Annotated in this window: 13 protein-coding genes; 7 read left to right on the top strand and 6 right to left on the bottom strand. The window is 68.6% G+C overall.

Annotation, left to right across the window (positions count from 1 at the left end; all coding sequences use genetic code 11):
- Positions 1 to 23 precede the first annotated feature (23 nt).
- Entirely contained in the window at positions 24 to 1028 is a 1005-nt protein-coding gene (locus F1C10_RS12880; RefSeq protein WP_185206735.1) for an NAD(P)-dependent alcohol dehydrogenase, read from the top strand.
- Between the two features lie 3 nt (positions 1029 to 1031).
- On the opposite strand, the gene F1C10_RS12875 is transcribed toward F1C10_RS12880, so the two are convergent.
- Positions 1032 to 2135: an NAD-dependent epimerase/dehydratase family protein gene (locus F1C10_RS12875; RefSeq protein ID WP_185206733.1), complete on the bottom strand. Its 1104-nt coding sequence runs from the start codon at positions 2133 to 2135 to the stop codon at positions 1032 to 1034.
- A 120-nt stretch (positions 2136 to 2255) separates the two neighbouring features.
- On the opposite strand from F1C10_RS12875, the gene F1C10_RS12870 reads away from it, so the two are divergent.
- The 3 genes from F1C10_RS12870 (at position 2256) to F1C10_RS12860 (ending at position 8439) form a co-directional block, all read left to right on the top strand.
- Positions 2256 to 5663, top strand: coding sequence for an amidohydrolase family protein (locus tag F1C10_RS12870; protein WP_185206731.1), 3408 nt, complete (start codon positions 2256 to 2258; stop codon positions 5661 to 5663).
- Positions 5664 to 5802: 139 nt separating this feature from the next.
- Entirely contained in the window at positions 5803 to 7644 is a 1842-nt protein-coding gene (locus F1C10_RS12865; RefSeq protein ID WP_185206729.1) for a DUF885 family protein, read from the top strand.
- A 120-nt stretch (positions 7645 to 7764) separates the two neighbouring features.
- Positions 7765 to 8439, top strand: a complete 675-nt coding sequence (locus F1C10_RS12860) for a nitroreductase (protein WP_185206727.1) — start codon at positions 7765 to 7767, stop codon at positions 8437 to 8439.
- A 57-nt stretch (positions 8440 to 8496) separates the two neighbouring features.
- Here F1C10_RS12860 and F1C10_RS12855 read toward each other — a convergent pair whose 3' ends face one another.
- The 3 genes from F1C10_RS12855 to F1C10_RS12845 all read right to left on the bottom strand — a co-directional run bounded on the left by F1C10_RS12855 (position 8497) and on the right by F1C10_RS12845 (position 11249).
- Entirely contained in the window at positions 8497 to 8934 is a 438-nt protein-coding gene (locus tag F1C10_RS12855) for a DUF1772 domain-containing protein (RefSeq protein ID WP_185206725.1), read from the bottom strand.
- A 231-nt stretch (positions 8935 to 9165) separates the two neighbouring features.
- Positions 9166 to 10182 carry an alpha/beta fold hydrolase gene (locus tag F1C10_RS12850; RefSeq protein WP_219729754.1) on the bottom strand — a complete coding sequence of 339 codons (1017 nt, stop codon included), beginning with the start codon at positions 10180 to 10182 and terminating at the stop codon, positions 9166 to 9168.
- The gene (locus tag F1C10_RS12845) at positions 10179 to 11249 is read right to left on the bottom strand and encodes a zinc-binding dehydrogenase (RefSeq protein ID WP_258042914.1); all 1071 of its coding nucleotides are present in this window, start codon (positions 11247 to 11249) and stop codon (positions 10179 to 10181) included. Before F1C10_RS12845 ends, F1C10_RS12850 begins: the two co-directional genes overlap by 4 nt.
- A gap of 179 nt (positions 11250 to 11428) precedes the next feature.
- On the opposite strand from F1C10_RS12845, the gene F1C10_RS12840 reads away from it, so the two are divergent.
- Positions 11429 to 12955, top strand: coding sequence for an FAD-dependent oxidoreductase (locus F1C10_RS12840; protein ID WP_185206723.1), 1527 nt, complete (start codon positions 11429 to 11431; stop codon positions 12953 to 12955).
- Between the two features lie 49 nt (positions 12956 to 13004).
- Positions 13005 to 13448 carry a hypothetical protein gene (locus F1C10_RS12835; protein WP_185206722.1) on the top strand — a complete coding sequence of 148 codons (444 nt, stop codon included), beginning with the start codon at positions 13005 to 13007 and terminating at the stop codon, positions 13446 to 13448.
- Positions 13449 to 13461: 13 nt separating this feature from the next.
- On the opposite strand, the gene F1C10_RS12830 is transcribed toward F1C10_RS12835, so the two are convergent.
- Entirely contained in the window at positions 13462 to 14322 is an 861-nt protein-coding gene (locus F1C10_RS12830; RefSeq protein ID WP_185206720.1) for an SDR family oxidoreductase, read from the bottom strand.
- Positions 14319 to 15536: an LLM class flavin-dependent oxidoreductase gene (locus F1C10_RS12825; protein ID WP_185206718.1), complete on the bottom strand. Its 1218-nt coding sequence runs from the start codon at positions 15534 to 15536 to the stop codon at positions 14319 to 14321. The genes F1C10_RS12830 and F1C10_RS12825 overlap by 4 nt, the downstream gene beginning before the upstream one ends.
- A 153-nt stretch (positions 15537 to 15689) precedes the next feature.
- Between F1C10_RS12825 and F1C10_RS12820 the strand changes: the two genes are divergently transcribed.
- Positions 15690 to 16358 carry a TetR/AcrR family transcriptional regulator gene (locus tag F1C10_RS12820; protein WP_185206716.1) on the top strand — a complete coding sequence of 223 codons (669 nt, stop codon included), beginning with the start codon at positions 15690 to 15692 and terminating at the stop codon, positions 16356 to 16358.
- The last annotated feature ends 99 nt before the right edge of the window (positions 16359 to 16457 follow it).

The raw sequence follows: 16457 nt of genomic DNA, 5'->3' as shown, positions 1-16457 counted from the left end.
CGGCGCCGACGCGAGGAGAGACGATGCGCACGATCCAGTTGGAGAAACCCGGCGGCCTCGATCGGCTGAAGGTCACCGAAACCGAGCGCGTTGCACCGCGCCGCGACGAGATCGTCGTGCGCGTGCGCGCCAGTTCGCTCAACTTCCACGACTATGCCGTCGTCGCCGGCATGATCCCTACCCCCGACGGCCGCGTGCCGATGTCCGACGGCGCGGGCGAGGTGGTCGAGATCGGCGAGGACGTCACCGAATTCGCAGTCGGCGACAAGGTCGTCTCCACCTTCTTCCCGCACTGGATCGATGGCGAGCCCGACCGCGCGATGATGGGCGACGTGCCGGGCGACATGGCGGACGGTTTCGCGCGCGAATATGTCACCAACGCCGCCACCGCCTTCACCCGCGCCCCCGCCGGCTATTCGGATGCGGAGGCGGCGACGCTCACCTGCGCCGGGCTCACTGCGTGGCGCGCGCTGGTCGTCAACGGACAGGTGAAGAGCGGCGACACCGTGCTCGTCCAGGGCACCGGCGGCGTCTCGATCTTCGCATTGCAGTTCGCCAAGGCGGCGGGCGCGACCGTCATCGCCACCTCCTCGTCCGACGAGAAGCTCGATCGGCTGCGCGGCATGGGCGCCGATCACCTCATCAACTACAAGAGCCACGAGAATTGGGGCGAGATCGCGCGCGAGAAGACCGGCGGGCGCGGCGTCGACCACGTCGTCGAGATCGGCGGGTCGGGCACCATGCCGCAGTCGATCGTCGCGACGCGTACCGGTGGCCACATCTCGCTGATCGGCGTCCTCGCCGGCGTCGGCGGGCACGTGCCGACGGTCATGGTGATGCACAACAACCAGCGCATCATCGGCCTCACCGTCGGCGCGCGCCGGCACCAGCAGGACATGGTGCGCGCGATCGAGGCCAACGGGATCAAGCCGGTGATCGACCGCCACTTCCCGCTCGAACAGATCGCCGATGCCTTCCGCCACCAGGAATCGGGCAAGCATTTCGGCAAGATCGTGCTCGATATCTGACGCTCAAGCGCCGGGCGGCGGCACGATCCGCCGCTCGGCCAGCCGCGCCAGCCACTTGGCGAACATCGCGTCGGTATCGGTGCACGCGCCGAACCCCGCCTGGCGCAGCTTGATCGTGCTCACCAGCACTGGCGCGCGTGCGGCATGATCGGGCGCGTGCACGCCGAACAGCAGGTCGGCGTAATGATGCGATTCGCCGAGCAGCGCGCGCAGCGGCGTCGCGCGCAGACCGTGGCGCGCAACCAGCCGATCCCACACCGCCTCGTGTTCCAGCAGGAGGTCGACCAGCGCGAACGGCGCGCCGTACGCCGCCTCCAGCCCCACCGCCTGCGCAATCCCCGGCCACGCATCGGCCCAGGTGAAGACGTCGCCGTTGGTGATGTTGTACGTTTCGTCCGCCGCCGCCGGTGCATCCGCCGCCCAGGCGAGCGCATCGGCGATCAGATCGGCGTCGACCGCCTCGCTGACCCCGCCCGCCCGCCCGGGATAGGCGAGCGGTAGCCCAAGCTCGCGGCAGATCGCGGCATAGGCGCCGAGCACGGGCACGATGTTCATCGCCACGCCCGTCGCGCCGCCGAACACCACCTGTGGCCGCCAGATCGTCAGCCCCCAGTCGGCGCCCGCTCGCCGCTCACGCAGCCAATCCTCCTGCAGCCAGTAGAAGTTCGCGTGCGGATCGCGCGGCCGATCCTCCTTCGCCGGCAGCGCGATCGAGTGGAGGTGCGCGCCATAGGCCTTGGTGCCCTGGAACACGCTGACGTGCCGCAGCCCGCGCGCCGCGGCGAGCAGCGGCTCCATCAGGTTGCGCAGCATCGCGAGGTTGGTTTCCATCTGGTCCGCCTCGAACCAGCCCGCGTACAGCCCCGGCTTCTCGTACAGCGCGGCGTAGACGACGTGCGTCACCCCCGCGAACCCTGCCGCCGCCGCGCGGCACGCGTCCGCGTCGGTCAGATCGAGCGGCACGTGCTCGTACGCCACACCCGCATCGACGTCGGGCGCGCGGCGCGACACCGCGAGGATGCGCCAGCCGTCGGCGGCGAAGCGCGCCACCGCGGATTGCCCGATCACCCCGCTTGCCCCCGCAATCAGCACGCAACGCTCGTCCATCATCCCCCCCCGCTCGCGGCCGTTCGGCTCGTCGCGCGTGCCTTGCCACCCGCCGCGCGCGGCGCATAGTAGGGCAATCTTCTTGCCGTTCTTTGCGTCGGCCGTTTCCTGGGGGTTTTCATGAAGTTCTACGCGGCGTCGCTCGTCTCCCTCACGGCCCTCGCCGCGCACGGCGCGCCCGCGCAGGTCGCCGCGCCGGTCCAGCCAACACCCGCGCAAACGCAGGCGCCCGAGGATCGCAGCGTGCAGCAGGCCCCGCCGCGCGACACGCTGCCCACGCCTTCACCCGCTTCCGCCCCGGCCGCTGCTCCCACCCCCGCCAGCGCCCCAGCTCCCGCCGCCGTCGACGCGGCCACGCCCGGCAAGCCAACGAAGTGGAACGTCAACGCCCCCGCCGGCGCCACCGTCCGCCAGGTGCCGATCCGCACCAGCGAGGGCAGCTGGATGGATGTCGACGTCAGCCCCGACGGCCGCACGCTCGCCTTCACGCTGCTCGGCGACATCTACACGATGCCGATCGCCGGCGGCACGCCGACGCGCATCGCCGAGGGTCTCGCCTATGAAGTGCAGCCGCGCTTCTCGCCCGAAGGGCGCCGCATCGCCTTCACCTCCGATCGCGGCGGCGGCGACAACATCTGGGTGATGAACGTCGACGGCAGCGACAAGCGGCAGGTGACGAAGGAAGACTTCCGCCTCTTGAACCAGCCGAGCTGGAGCAAGGACGGCCGCTTCATCGTCGCCAAGAAGCATTTCACCACCGGCCGCTCATTGGGCACCGGCGAGGTGTGGATGTACCACGTCTCGGGCGGCGCCGGCGTCGTGCTGGTCAAGCGCCCGAACGAGACGCACCAAAAGGAACTCGGCGAGCCGATCTACGCCGCCGACGGCAAGTCAGTCTTCTACACGCGCAACGTCACCCCCGGCCCGATCTTCGAATATGCGCAGGATTCGAACACCGATCTGTTCGACATCGAGCGCTACGATCTCGAGACCGGCGAGGTGACCAAGGCGGTGACCGGCGCGGGCGGCGCGGTGCGCCCCACCCCCTCGCCCGACGGCCGCAAGATCGCCTTCGTCCGCCGCGAGGCGACGCGCTCGAAGCTCTACGTCAAGGATCTCGCCTCGGGCGAGGAGCGCAAGATCTACGACGATCTCGACCAGGACGTGCAGGAAACCTGGGCGGTCACCGGCGTCTATCCCAACATGGCGTGGCTGCCCGACAGCCAGGGCCTCGTCTTCTGGGCGAAGGGCAAAATCCGCCGCATCGACGCCGATGGCTCCAACGCGCGCGAGATCCCCTTCGCAATCAACGACACGCGCGGGGTGATCGACGGGCCGCATCCGCAGATCGCGGTCGCGCCCGATCGCTTCATCACCGCGATGCCGCGCTTCGCCAGCGTCTCCCCCGACGGGCGGCAGGTGGTGTTCGAAACGCTCGGCAAGCTGTGGTTGAAACCACTCGCGGGCGGCGCGCCGCGCCGGCTGACGCGCGGCGACGACGGGTTCGAACTGTTCCCCAGCTGGTCGCGTGACGGCAAGAACCTCGTCTTCGTCAGCTGGACCGACGACGGGCTCGGCCGGCTGCGGACCGTTGCCGCCGGCGGCGGGAACCCGCGCGACGTGACGACCCAGCCCGGCCATTATGCGCGCCCGCGCTTCTCGCCCGACGGCAAGACGATCGTATTCGAGCGCACCGGCGCCGGCGGCCTCACCAGCTCGAAATGGTCGGAAGATCCCGGCGTCTATCGCATCGCCGCGACGGGCGGCGCGATCACCCGCGTCGCGCGCGGAGCGGCGGCGCCGCAATTCGGTGCCGCAAACGACCGCCTGTTCATGCTCGAGGACGAGCGCAAGGACGGCAAATCGGTGCGCCAGCTCGTCAGCACCGATCTGTCGGGCGAGGCGAAGCGCGTCCATGCCGGCGGCGAGCTCGCGACCGATTACATCGTCTCGCCGACCGGCGAGTACGTCGCGTTCCGCCAGAATTACGCGGCTTACGTGGTGCCGCTGATGCCCGGCGGCCAGTCGGTCGGCCTGTCGCCCGATGCGAAAGCGCTGCCGGTGACCAAGGTGAGCGCAGGCGGCGCGGATTACATCAACTGGTCGAACGACGGCACGCGGCTGCACTGGAGCCTCGGGCCGACACTCTACACCGTCGAGACCGTGCGGCTCTTCGCCGATGCGCCGCGCAGCGACGGCGCGCCGTCGTTCACCCCGCCCGCGAGCGGCGTATCGCTCGCGATGGATGAAACCGCGGCCAAGCCGAATGCGACGCTCGCGATCACCGGCGCGAAGCTGGTGACGATGGCCGGGCCGGCGGCGGCGGACGGCGGGATCGTCGAGGACGGCGTGATCGTGATCCGCGGCGATCGCATCGTCGCGGTCGGCCCGCGCGCCTCCACCACCATCCCCGCCGGTGCGACGACGATCGACGCCGCCGGCAAGACGATCATCCCCGGGCTGATCGACGCGCACGCGCACGGCCCCGCGGGCAGCGATGAGCTGGTGCCGCAGCGCAACTGGTCGATGTTGCAGAACCTCGCGCTCGGCACGACGACGATCCACGATCCGTCGAACCGCTCGAGCGAGATCTTCACCGCGTCTGAATATCAGCGCGCCGGGCTGATCCTCGCGCCGCGCATCTTCTCGACCGGCAAGGTGGTGTACGGCGCCAAGGCGGCCGACGTGTACGCGCAGATCGACAGCCTCGACGATGCGCTGGCGCACGTCCGCCGGCTGAAGGCGCAGGGCGGCCATAGCGTGAAGAACTACAACCAGCCGCGCCGCGATCAACGTCAGCAGGTGACCGAGGCCGCGCGGCGCGAGAACATGCAGGTCGTGGCGGAAGGCGGCTCGCTCTACGGGCTCGACATCACCCACATCGCCGACGGCAATTCGACGCTGGAGCACAACATCCCGCTCGAAACCTTCTACGACGACGTGCTGCAATTCTTCGCCGCGTCGAAGACGAATTATACGCCCACGCTGGTGGTCAGCTATGGCGGGCTCGCCGGTGACCCGTACTGGCGGCAGGCGACCGACGTCTTCGCGCACCCGCTGCTGAAGGCGCACACCCCGCCGACGCGCCTGCTTGCCGACAACGCCCGCCGCATCAAGGCGCCGGACGACAATTTTGTCGATGACGACAATGCGCGCGAGGCGAACAAGCTTGCCAAGAAGGGCGTGCTCGTCTCGATCGGCGCGCACGGCCAGCAGGCGGGCATCGGCGCGCACTGGGAACTCTGGTCGTTCGTGCGCGGCGGGATGACGCCGGTCGAGGCATTGCGCGCGGGAACGATCGTTTCCGCGCAATCGCTCGGCATGGCGCGCGACATCGGCTCGCTCGAGGCCGGCAAGCTCGCCGACCTCGTCGTGCTCGATGCCGATCCCACCGCCGACATCCGCAACAGCGACAAGGTGCGCCAGGTGATGCTCGGCGGACGCCTCTACGATGCGAAGACGCTCGACGAGGTCACGACCGGCACCGCGAAGCGCGGCGCATATTTCTGGGAAACGCCAACGAACTGAGCCGCCACGCGTACCGGCGCGGCGCGTCGGACATAGCCACGCGTCGTCCCCCGGCTACGGCCGCCGGGACGACACTTCAGTCGCGGTTCAGCCCGTCCTGCGGACGAACCGCGCCAAGATCGCATAAGGACAAAATATCATGGATCGTCGCACCTTCCTCGGCAGCACCGGCGCCGCCGCGCTGACCGCCGCCCTCCCCGCCGCCGCGCAGACGGCCGCCCAGGCAAATACCAAGCCCGGCATCGCCAATCCGGCCGACGCGCGCCTCCACGCGCTGCTCGATCGCTTTTTCTACGACCGTGTCGCGGAAAATCCGGAAGGCGCTACCGCGCTCGGCCTCGACACGGGCGCGCGCGCCGCGCTGAAATCCAAGCTCAACGATGGGTCGGCAAAAGGCGTCGCCGACGATCTCGCCCGCTCGAAGCGCGAGCTCGCCGAACTGCGCGCGATCAACCCCGCCACGCTCTCGCCGGCGGCGAAGATTGACTATGAAGTCGTCTCCTATCAGCTTCAGCGCGGCATCGCCGGCGCGGAACGCTTCACCTACGGCGCCAGCATGGGGCGGTTCGCGCCCTATGTGCTGACGCAGCTCACCGGCGCGTACCGTGACACGCCCGATTTCCTTGAGGCGCAGCATTCGATCAAGTCCGCGGCCGATGCCGACGCCTATCTGGCGCGCGTCGCCGCCTTCGCCACCGCGATCGATCAGGACAGCGAGCGCCAGCGCGCCGATGCCGCGCGCGGCGTGTTCGCGCCCGACTACATCCTCGATACCACGCTCAAGCTGATGGGATCCCTGCGCGACCAGCCCGCCGCGCAGACAGTGCCCGTCACCGCGCTCGCCGCGAAGCTCAAGGCCGCCAACCTCCCCGCCGATCGCGTACAGCAGGCAACCGCGATCATGACCGAGCAGGTCTTCCCCGCGCTCGATCGCCAGCGCGCGCTCGTCACCGAGCTGCGTGGCAAGGCGAGCCACGACGCGGGCGTCTGGCGCCTGCCCGACGGCGAGGCCTATTACGCCGCCGCGGTCGAGGCGGCGACCACCGTCGCGATGCCGGGTGAGGAAGTGCACCGCCTCGGCCTCGCGCAGGTCGCCGAGATCACCGCGCGGATCGACGGCATCCTCAAGGCGCAGGGGATGACGCAAGGCAGCGTCGGCGAGCGGCTCGTCGCACTCAACAAGCGCCCTGATCAGGTCTATCCGAATACCGACGCCGGCAAGGAGCAGCTGATCGCGCAGCTGAACGCGCAGGTCATCGCGATGCAGAAGCGCCTGCCCGAACAATTCGCCACGCTGCCCAAGGCCCCGGTAGAGGTGCGCCGCGTACCCAAGTCGATCGAGGCGGGCGCGCCGGGCGGCTATTACCAGAACGCCGCGCTCGATGGCTCGCGCCCCGGCATCTACTACATCAACCTGCGCGACAGTTTCGATCGGCCCAAGTTCGGCCTCGCCACGCTGACGCACCACGAGGCGGTGCCCGGCCACCATCTGCAGGTGATGACCGCGCTCGAATCGCAGGACATTCCGCTGATCCGCCGCCGCGGCGGCTTCAGCGGCTATACCGAAGGCTGGGCGCTCTATTCTGAACAGCTAGCGGACGAGATGGGCATGTACGAGGGCGATCCCCTCGGCCAGGTCGGCTATCTCCAGTCGCTGCTGTTCCGCGCGACGCGGCTGGTCGTCGACTCCGGCATGCACCACAAGCGCTGGAGCCGCGAGAAGGCGACCGATTACTTCATTGCCACCACCGGCATCGCACGCGGCCGCAGCCAGAACGAGATCGATCGCTACACCGTCTGGCCGGGCCAGGCGTGCAGCTACAAGATCGGCCACACCGTCTGGGTGCGCCTGCGCGACGCGGTGAAGAAGAAGCAGGGCGCAGCGTTCGATCCGCGCGCCTTCCACGCGGTGCTGCGCGACGGCGCGATGCCGCTCACCATCCTCGAACGGATGGTGAGCGAGCGGATGCTTGCCGCCTGAAGCTAAGCCCGCCCGCCGGTGGGGGCGGGGGCGACAAGCGTCGCTACGCCCCCGCCTATCCTTCCTTGGCTTGGCGCGTATGCGTCATCGGCTAAGGCTGGCGGGCAAAAGGAGAGCGACATGATCTACGACGAGGTCGTCAACGGCCGCCGCAGCATCCGCGGGTTTCTCGACAAGCCGGTGCCGCGCGCGCTGATCGAGGAGATCATCACGCTCGCCAGCCGCGCGCCCTCGTCGCTCAACACGCAGCCGTGGAACTTCACCGTCGTCACCGGCGCGCCGCTCGACCGCATCCGCGAGGAGAACACCCGCCGCACGCTCGCCGGCGTCCCTGAATCGCGCGAATTCCGCACCGGCGAGCAATATGGCGGCGCGCACCGCGAGCGGCAGATCGAGATCGCCAAGCAATTGTTCGGCGCGATGGAGATCGCACGCGACGACAAGGAGAAGCGGCAGGACTGGGTGCTGCGCGGCTTCCGCCAGTTCGGCGCGCCGGTATCGATCGTCGTGACCTACGATCGCGTACTGTTGGGCAGCGACATCGCGCCGTTCGATTGCGGCGCGGTGGTCAACGCGCTCGTCAACGCCGCCTGGTCGCGCGGCCTCGGCTGCGTCATCAACAGCCAGGGGATCATGCAGTCGCCCGTGGTGCGCGAACACGCCGGCATCCCCGACGATCAGGTGATCCAGACCTGCGTCGCGATGGGCTGGCCCGACGACAGCTTCCCCGCCAACGCCGTCGTCTCCCGCCGCAAGCCGGTGAACGAAGCGGCGCGGTTCGTCGGGTTCGATTGATGGGGTAAGGGGGATCGCGGGTCCGCCGGACGGCTTATTCTGCGAGGTAAGCGGGCGCTAGACCGATGCACCGAGCGACCAGGCGAACAGCACCGTCGATGCGAGCCCGAGCGCGGTCCTCACGTTGTGCAGCTTCCCCCACGCGATCAGTAAGTTCCGGCTCTCCGGACCCGCGTCTGCCGGCGAGATTGCTTGCAATCCCTTATTCGTGGGCATGATCCGGAGCAGCGTGAACGGCCAGTTCGCAAGCAGCACAAGACTGCCGATCATCCAGCGCCAATCGCCGGACATATACCACGAGGCGAAGCCTGATAGACCGCCGACGATCGCAAGACCGGATTGAAGCGGAAGAGCCTTAAGATAGCTCGGTTGCCACTGTGCCAAGAGCGGGCGATCCTCGAGCTGGAGACGAGCCGGATGCTCGACGAGCGTGATGTAGGTTGCGGCCCCTGAAAAAAGCGCGGCGCTGACAAGCGCGATGATCGGCAAGAGCATCATATTGTGTCCTCGGCATCGGCCGGGGAAGCGCAAACACAGACGAGCGCCTCCCCAACATGGTTGGTTCGACGCCGTGGCTGAGAAGAGCCCACATGGCGGGCGCAGGAACTACCGACCTGCTGCTCTATTTTCGGCATCGGGATATTGGCCGGAGTGGTGTTCGCAATCAAGCGCTTAGTGCAGCAGTGTGCCCGATCCGGCGTTATCGTCCCACCGCCGACGTAGCAGCTATTGCCCGCCGCTGACCGGAAACCGCTTGTCCAGCCATCCCAACAGCGCCGCATTCACCTGCGTCGGATATTCCTGCTGCGTCCAATGCCCCGACTTCTCGATCAGCACCTTGTCGAGATCGGGCACGTAAGCCTCCATCCCTTCCGCCATCGCCGGGCTAAGCACCACGTCGTTCTCCGCCATCACCATCAGTGACGGCACGTCGACCTTCTCGACCAGGTTCGCCGAGGCCTGCCAGTTACGCGTGAAGTTGCGGTACCAATTGATCCCGCCGGTGAACCCCGTCGCCGCGAATGTCTCGGCGAAAGCGGCGATCTCGTCGTCGGTCAGGAACTGCTGCGTGTCGGCGCCCGCGTCGTACAGCTTGAGCCCCTCGCCCAGCGCCAGCGTGCGCTGCTCGGCGGGCAGCTGCTCATATTCCTTCAACGTCATCTGCGGCTTGCGCATGAAATAGCGGATCGAGCGTTCGGGATCGGCCGCCAACGCCGCATCGGCCTCGCCCGGCTTCTGGAACCAGACGATGTACATGTCGTCGCCGTAAACGGCGCGCATGCCGGCGATCGGATCCACGTCGCCGCGCGGCAGGAACGGCGTGTTGACGCCGATCACGCCCGCGCACCGCTCGGGGTAACGCAGCGCGAACTGCCACACCACCATCCCGCCCCAGTCGTGCCCACAGGGGATCGCCTTCTCGATTCCCAGCGTGTCCATCAGCGCGGCGATATCGGCGGTGAGATGCTCGAGATCGTAATCTTCGATCCGCTCCGGCCGGCTGGTCAGGCCGTAGCCACGCTGGTCGGGCGCGATCGCCCAGCGCCCCGCCTTCTCGAACGCGTCGAGCTGATGCCGCCACGAGAAGGCGAGCTCGGGAAAGCCGTGGCAGAAGATTACCGGCACGCCTTCACCGCGCGGGCCGACTTCATAATAGGCCATGCGGATGCCGTTGACGTCGGCGAACTGCACCGGCGGCATCGCTTTCGCGAGCGCGGGCGACGCGATGGGATCGTCGCTCACGCCGTCATCTCAGGACGCACCACCACCTTGCACTGCTGCTCGGGATCGCCCAGCGCCTTGAACGCCGCCGCGACGCCGTCCAACCCGACCTCGTCGGTGATCGCGGGCAGCACGTCGATCGTCCCATCGGCGATCTTGCCCAGCGTCACGGCGAATTCCTCGCCCGAATAGCCGAGCACGAAACGGAAATCGATCTGCTTGCTGATGCACAGGAACGGCTCGATCTTGTCGGTTTCCATGCACACGCCGACGACGATCACCTGCGTGCCGACCGGCACCGATTCGACGATATGGTTGATGACGCCGGGCACGCCGACGCATTCGAAGACGATGGCCTTCTTGCCCGTCTTGCCCGTCACCATCGCGGCCATCCGCTCGGTCGAGGTGCGCGGCACGCCGAATTCGCTCCAGCGGGTATGCGGCGACTCCTTCGCCGGATCGACGATCACGTCGGCACCCATCTTCTCCGCCACCGCGCGGCGTGCGGGCGAAAAGTCGGACGCGATCACCGGCCCCAGCCCGCGCGATTTGAGCGCCGCGATCACCGCGAGCCCCACCGGGCCGCAGCCGATGACGAGGTGCACCGTATCGGGCCCGGCGGCGGACATCGCCACCGCATGTTCGCCCACCGCGAACGGCTCGGTCATCGCCGCCTGCACGTCGGACAGCCCGTTGGGCACTTCGAGCAGCAGCGCCTCGCTCAGCACCATCCGCTCGCTGTAGCCGCCAGGATAGCTGTTCGAATAACCGATCGCCTCATAGCCTTCGGGCTTCATCGCGATCGGCATCGACACGACGTGCGTGCCAGCCTTGAACGTCTTCTGCGTGCCCGGCCCGTGATCGAGGATCTCGGCGGAGAATTCGTGCCCGAAGACGATGTCGCGCGCCGGATCGGTCTTCGGTTTTTCGCCTGTCCGCGCGCCGAGCTCGAGCATGTTCTCGAACGAGTGCACGGCGTGGAGATCCGACCCGCAGATGCCGCACGCCAGCGTCTTCACCAGCACTTCGCCCTGCCCCGGCACGGGATCGGCGATCTCGTCGCACACCAGCTGCTTGTTGCGTCTCACCACTGCGCGCATCGTCGCCATCCTCTCGGCCGGAATGTCCGGCTCGGGCCGGATCGTCGCGATGCATCGTGCCGCAGCCACCCCGCCCGCGCAATCCCCAAAACCATAACGCGTTCGTATTTGTTGCATCTCCGGGTGGTTTGCTCTATCCGCCGGACGATCCGATCGAGGAGGAAACGATGGTTGCCCTAGTTGCTGCCTCGCCTGCTGCGCAGCGTGAGCAAATCCTGGTCGTCGGCGCCGGGATCGCCGGACTGTGCACCGCGCTTCGCCTCGGCGGCGGAACGCGCGACGTAACGCTGCTCGAGCGCGACGACGCCCCGCCCGAGGGCGGTCCGGATGTCGCCTTCGACCAGTGGCAACGCCGCGGCGTCGGCCAGCTGCGGCAGAGCCACGCGTTCCTCGCGCGGCTGCGCAACATCATCCGTGACGAGCATCCGCAGTTGCTTGCCGATCTCTACGCCGCCGGCTGCCGCGACATCGCCTTCGCCGACATGCTGCCGCCCGCGCTGCGCGACCGCTACGTGGCGCAGCGCGGCGACGCCGATCTCACCATCCTCACCAGCCGCCGCACCACGCTCGAACTCGTCATCCGCCGCTATGTCGAGCGGCTGCCCGGCGTCACGATCCGCAGCGGCGTCAAGGTGCGCGAGCTCGTCCGCCACAAGGACGCGCGCGGCACGATCGTCGTCACCGGCGTCGTCGCCGATACCGCGACGGGGCGCGAGGAGATCGCCGCCGACGTCGTCGTCGACGCAGGCGGCAAGGCGGCGAATCTCATCGAACAGCTGATCAAGGCCGGCGCGCCGATCGGCGAGACGGCGGAAACCGCCGGCGTGCTCTATTTCACGCGCCACTATCGCCTGCGCGACGGGCAGGGGGAGCCGCCGCGCGGCGAGATCGCCGCCTCGGGCGATCTCGGTTACCTCAAATTCGGCGTCTTCCCGGCGGACAACCAGCGCTTCTCGATCACCCTGTGCGTGCCCGAGATCGAGCACGGCCTGCGCCGCGCGGTGATGGACGGTGAGATGTTCCAGCGCATCTGCCTCGCGATGCCGGGCATGGCACCGTGGGTCGATCCGGCGACGTCGGAGCCGGTCGGCAAGGTGATCGGCATGGGCGATCTGCACAGCCGCTGGCGCAATCTCGTCAGCGACGGCAAGCCCGCCGTGCTCGGCTATTTCGCGATCGGCGACGCGCTGGTGCGCACCAATCCGCTCTACGGGCGCGGCTGCTCGCTCGCCGCGGTCAGCGCAGGCGTGCTGCGCCGCGCGCTCGATACCACCGCCGATCCCGCGAAGCGCCTGCTCATCTACGACGGCGGGCTGCGCGCGGAGGTGAAGCCTTACTACGATCTCATGCTCAAGCAGGATCGTTCCGCGATCCGCCGCGCGCGCGCCACGCTGACGCCCGATCACCGCCCGCGGATCAAGGCGCGGCTCGCCAAGAGCTTCATTGAGGACGGGATCACCGTCGCCGCGCGGTCGGACGTCGATCTGATGCGCGCAATGATGCGCGGCTTCCACATGCTCGAACATCCCGAGGCATGGCTGAAGCGCCCCGCCAATCTCGGGCGCGTGCTCGGCTATTGGGCCCGCGGGGCCAAGCGCAACGCCGCGGCTTACGCTCCAAAGCCCGGTCCCGACCGGCCCGAACTGATGGCGCATCTCGGCCTCGACGCGCAGGCGGACATGCTCGCCGCCTGATCGCCGCCGCCGCTTGCATCGGGCGGCAGGGCCGCGGCAGACGGCGCGGATGCAGCTCGCCTTCACCAAGCACGCCGGTAAGTATGACGCGCTCGTCGTCACCCGCCCCGGCCGCGCGCCCGCGCGCATCGACTGCCCAAAGCAAGGCATCATCCCGCACGACATGGTGCACTATGCCGTCGAGAGCATCCTCGCGCATCGCGGCTTCCTGTCGCACGTGGCGGACGGCGCAGCGCCGGCGTTCGCGATGACAGCCGGCGCCAGCGAGGAAGCGGTGGAGCGGCTGGTCGAGACGTTCCAGGCCGAACTATGGGGCGGCGCGGTTCCCGCGGCCGACCTTCTGGCGACGTATGCCCATGCCTGCGACGCGCGCGGCCACCCCACCCCACCGGTATCGCCGGAAGACGTCGCCGCGATCCGTACCCGCCTCGCCGATCTGACCGCGCAATGGGGCGACGTGCCGGTCGGCGGCACGCTCACGCTGGACTTCTGAGCGAAGTTTAGAGCTAGCCCGCCGTCGCACCCACCGGCACTGCCGTCGCCGCCGCCACCTCGGCGTCGATCGTCGCGAACAGCGTGCCCGCCGCCATCGCGTCGCGCGTCCGCTCGGGCTCCAGCGTCGCCAGGTGGTCGAGCCGCACGAGTTCGCGCGGCACGTACCAGTGCAGCCGGTCGGAGTGATAGGCTTCCCACACCGTCTCGGCCACCTCGCGCGGCGGGATCGCGCGGAACACCCCCTGCTTCGGCGCATTGGCGGCGGCGCCCTCCGGCAGGATCGGCGTATCGATCAGCGCCGGCAGCACGTCCGCCACGCGCACGCCGTGCGGCTTCAGTTCGATCGCCAGCGCCTCGGTCAGCCCTTTCACCGCGTGCTTGGTCGCCGAATAGACCGCGATCATCGGCATGCCGTAGGTCGCCGAGGAGGATGAGGTGGTGAAGCACAGCGAGCCGGGCGTCGCCTTGAGCAGCGGGATCGCGAGATGGATGCCCGTCAGCACGCCGACGAAGTTGACGTTGACCACCGCCAGCACGTCGTCCCACGGCTGATCGGCGAACGGCCCGCCGCGGCCGATCCCGGCGTTGTTGTAGAGCAGGTCGAGCGTCCCGCCCGTTGCCGCGGCGAATTCGTTGAGCGCGGCGCGATAATCCTCGCGGTCGGTCACGTCGAGCCGCCGGGCGAAGCACTTGTCCGCCCCAAGCTCGTCGCGCAGCCGGTCGAGCCCGATCTGGTTGACGTCGAACGCGCCGACGAACCAGCCTTGCGCCGCGAACAGTCGCGCGGTTTCCAGCCCCATCCCCGATGCGGCGCCGGTGATGAAGATCGCCTTGCGCCCGTTCGCCGCCGGTGCGGATGCGGCGTCGCTCATTCCGCTGCCTCCGATTTCTTGTCGAGCCCCATCGCGGCAAGGATCTCGGGGCGGATGTTCTCCGTCCCCTTGCGGTTGATATGGTCCGCCAGCCGTGCGCCGACTGCGGCCTGCGCCTCGCCGATGAAGCGCGGGCGGTTCGCCGCCGCCCAGTCGATCGACGCCTGGCGATTGGCATTCTCGCCGTTCACCTCCGGGATAACGTAGCGCGCGATCAGTTCGAACGACTTCTTCTTATTCTCCCACTCGGCCCAATTGTGGTCCATCATCAGGAACGCGCCGAACCCGCCCGATTGGTCGCGCAGCCGCTCGATCTGCCGCACCGCATCCTCCGGCGTGCCGATCACCGCCATCCCCGAATTGACCAGCGCGTCGACCGGATCGCTGCCATCGCTCGGCGCCAGCGGCAGCGCGGCCACCTCGCGGAAATAGTACAGCCATTTCTCCAGTCCGAAGCGCACCTGCGCGCGCGCTTCCTCGCGCGTCGCCGCGACGTGCATCGGCCCCACCAGTCGCCACTGACGCCGGTCGACGCGCGCGCCGCTCTCCGCCGCCTGCTGCTCGGCGATCGTCCAGTTGGAGGCGAGTGCGTTGAACCCGCCGCTCTGCGTCGCACCGATCGACAGCAGCCCCAGCCCGTGCCGCCCCGCCGCGCTCGCCCCCGACGGCGATACCTGGCTCGCGACGCTGATCTCCACTGACGGACGCGTATAAGGCAGCATCTGCAGCCGCGCCTCGTTGAGCTCAAACCAGTCGGTCTTGTGCGTCACCTGTTCGCCGCGCAGCAGCGGCACCAGCACGTCGAGCGCCTCGTCCATCCGGTCGCGCTGCTTCGCGACCGGAATGCCCATCATGAACGCGTCGGACGGCAGCGCGCCGGGCCCGACACCGAACATCACCCGCCCGCGCGTGATATGATCGAGCTGGTTGATCCGATCGGCCAGCATCAGCGGGTGATGATACGGCAGCGACGATACGCCGGTGCCGAGCCGGATGTGCCGCGTGCGCTCGGCGACAGTGGCGATGAACAGCTCGGGGCTCGCGATCAGCTCGTAGCCCGCCGAGTGATGCTCGCCGATCCATGCCTCGTCATAGCCCAGCCGGTCCATGTGCACGACGAGATCGAGGTCGCGCTCCAGCGCCAGCGTCGGGTTCTCGTTCAGCGGATGGAACGGGGCGATGAACGCGCCGAACCTGATCTTGTCGCCTGCCATATGCTTCTCCTCGCCCAGGTCCTGGGCGCGATGCTAAGCGCGCGGCGTCGGTGACGCCAGCGATCTTTGCGGAACGCGTTATGGTTATCTATCTGCCGCGTGTTGCCGCGCACGCGATCGCCGCTTAGGGTGAAGGATGCCTCGGGTAGCACGATGAGCCGGCGGGAGGACGCCAAGGCGGAGCGGCGGCGGCGCATCGTCGCGGCGGCGCGCGATCTGATCAAGGAAACGGGCGACGCTGGGCTGTCGATGCGCGCGATCGCGGCGCGCGCCGGCGTGTCGCTGACGACGCCGTACAACCTGTTCGGATCCAAGCGCGCGATCGTCATCGCGCTGCTCGAGGACGTGCGCGAGTTCCACGAGCGTTTCTCACAGCTGCATCGCGTCGGCGCGGTCGACCGCATCTTCCAGGCGGTGTCGATCACGCTCGCCTATCTTGCCGACGATCCCGATTTCTACCGCACCTTGTGGACCGAGGCGCTGCGCTTCGATGGCGGCGAACTGCGCGGCGAGCTCCAGTCGCCGCAGCGCTACGGCTTCTGGTGGGCGCTGCTCGGCGAGGCCCGCACCGAGGGCACGCTGCTGCCCGAGATCGAGATCGATCCGCTGCTGCGCGCGCTGGACGCGGTCTATGTCGCCGCGATGCTCGCCTGGGTGCTCGGCGCGATCGACGTGCAGGAGATCGAGGCGAGCGTCGGCTACGGCTACGCGCTCGCGCTGCGCGGCGCGGCGAGCGAGGCGGGGCGCGAGCAGATCGAGCGGCGGCTGATCGCCTATCAGCGCGATCTCGCGCGCCACCGCGCCCGCCCCGCCGCCGCCTGATCGCCACTCGATCCGCGCGCGATCGAACCGGATGGCGGCTCGACCGTTGCGGTTGGCGGAAAGGCAGGACGCGCTCGATGGCTCTCTTATTCTCGCGCC

The organism is Sphingomonas sp. NBWT7 (assembly GCF_014217605.1).
Taxonomy (GTDB): Bacteria; Pseudomonadota; Alphaproteobacteria; order Sphingomonadales; family Sphingomonadaceae; genus Sphingomonas.
Note: the sequence above shows the minus strand (reverse complement) of the source record. Positions and strands in the feature narration are given on the sequence as shown.

Excerpts from the sequence above, each read along its gene's own strand:
- F1C10_RS12880 (WP_185206735.1), top strand. The coding sequence starts at position 24 with ATGCGCACGATCCAGTTGGAGAAACCCGGCGGCCTCGATCGGCTGAAG.
- F1C10_RS12875 (WP_185206733.1), bottom strand. The coding sequence starts at position 2,135 with ATGGACGAGCGTTGCGTGCTGATTGCGGGGGCAAGCGGGGTGATCGGG.
- F1C10_RS12870 (WP_185206731.1), top strand. The coding sequence starts at position 2,256 with ATGAAGTTCTACGCGGCGTCGCTCGTCTCCCTCACGGCCCTCGCCGCG.
- F1C10_RS12865 (WP_185206729.1), top strand. The coding sequence starts at position 5,803 with ATGGATCGTCGCACCTTCCTCGGCAGCACCGGCGCCGCCGCGCTGACC.
- F1C10_RS12860 (WP_185206727.1), top strand. The coding sequence starts at position 7,765 with ATGATCTACGACGAGGTCGTCAACGGCCGCCGCAGCATCCGCGGGTTT.
- F1C10_RS12855 (WP_185206725.1), bottom strand. The coding sequence starts at position 8,934 with ATGCTCTTGCCGATCATCGCGCTTGTCAGCGCCGCGCTTTTTTCAGGG.
- F1C10_RS12840 (WP_185206723.1), top strand. The coding sequence starts at position 11,429 with ATGGTTGCCCTAGTTGCTGCCTCGCCTGCTGCGCAGCGTGAGCAAATC.
- F1C10_RS12835 (WP_185206722.1), top strand. The coding sequence starts at position 13,005 with ATGCAGCTCGCCTTCACCAAGCACGCCGGTAAGTATGACGCGCTCGTC.
- F1C10_RS12830 (WP_185206720.1), bottom strand. The coding sequence starts at position 14,322 with ATGAGCGACGCCGCATCCGCACCGGCGGCGAACGGGCGCAAGGCGATC.
- F1C10_RS12825 (WP_185206718.1), bottom strand. The coding sequence starts at position 15,536 with ATGGCAGGCGACAAGATCAGGTTCGGCGCGTTCATCGCCCCGTTCCAT.
- F1C10_RS12820 (WP_185206716.1), top strand. The coding sequence starts at position 15,690 with ATGAGCCGGCGGGAGGACGCCAAGGCGGAGCGGCGGCGGCGCATCGTC.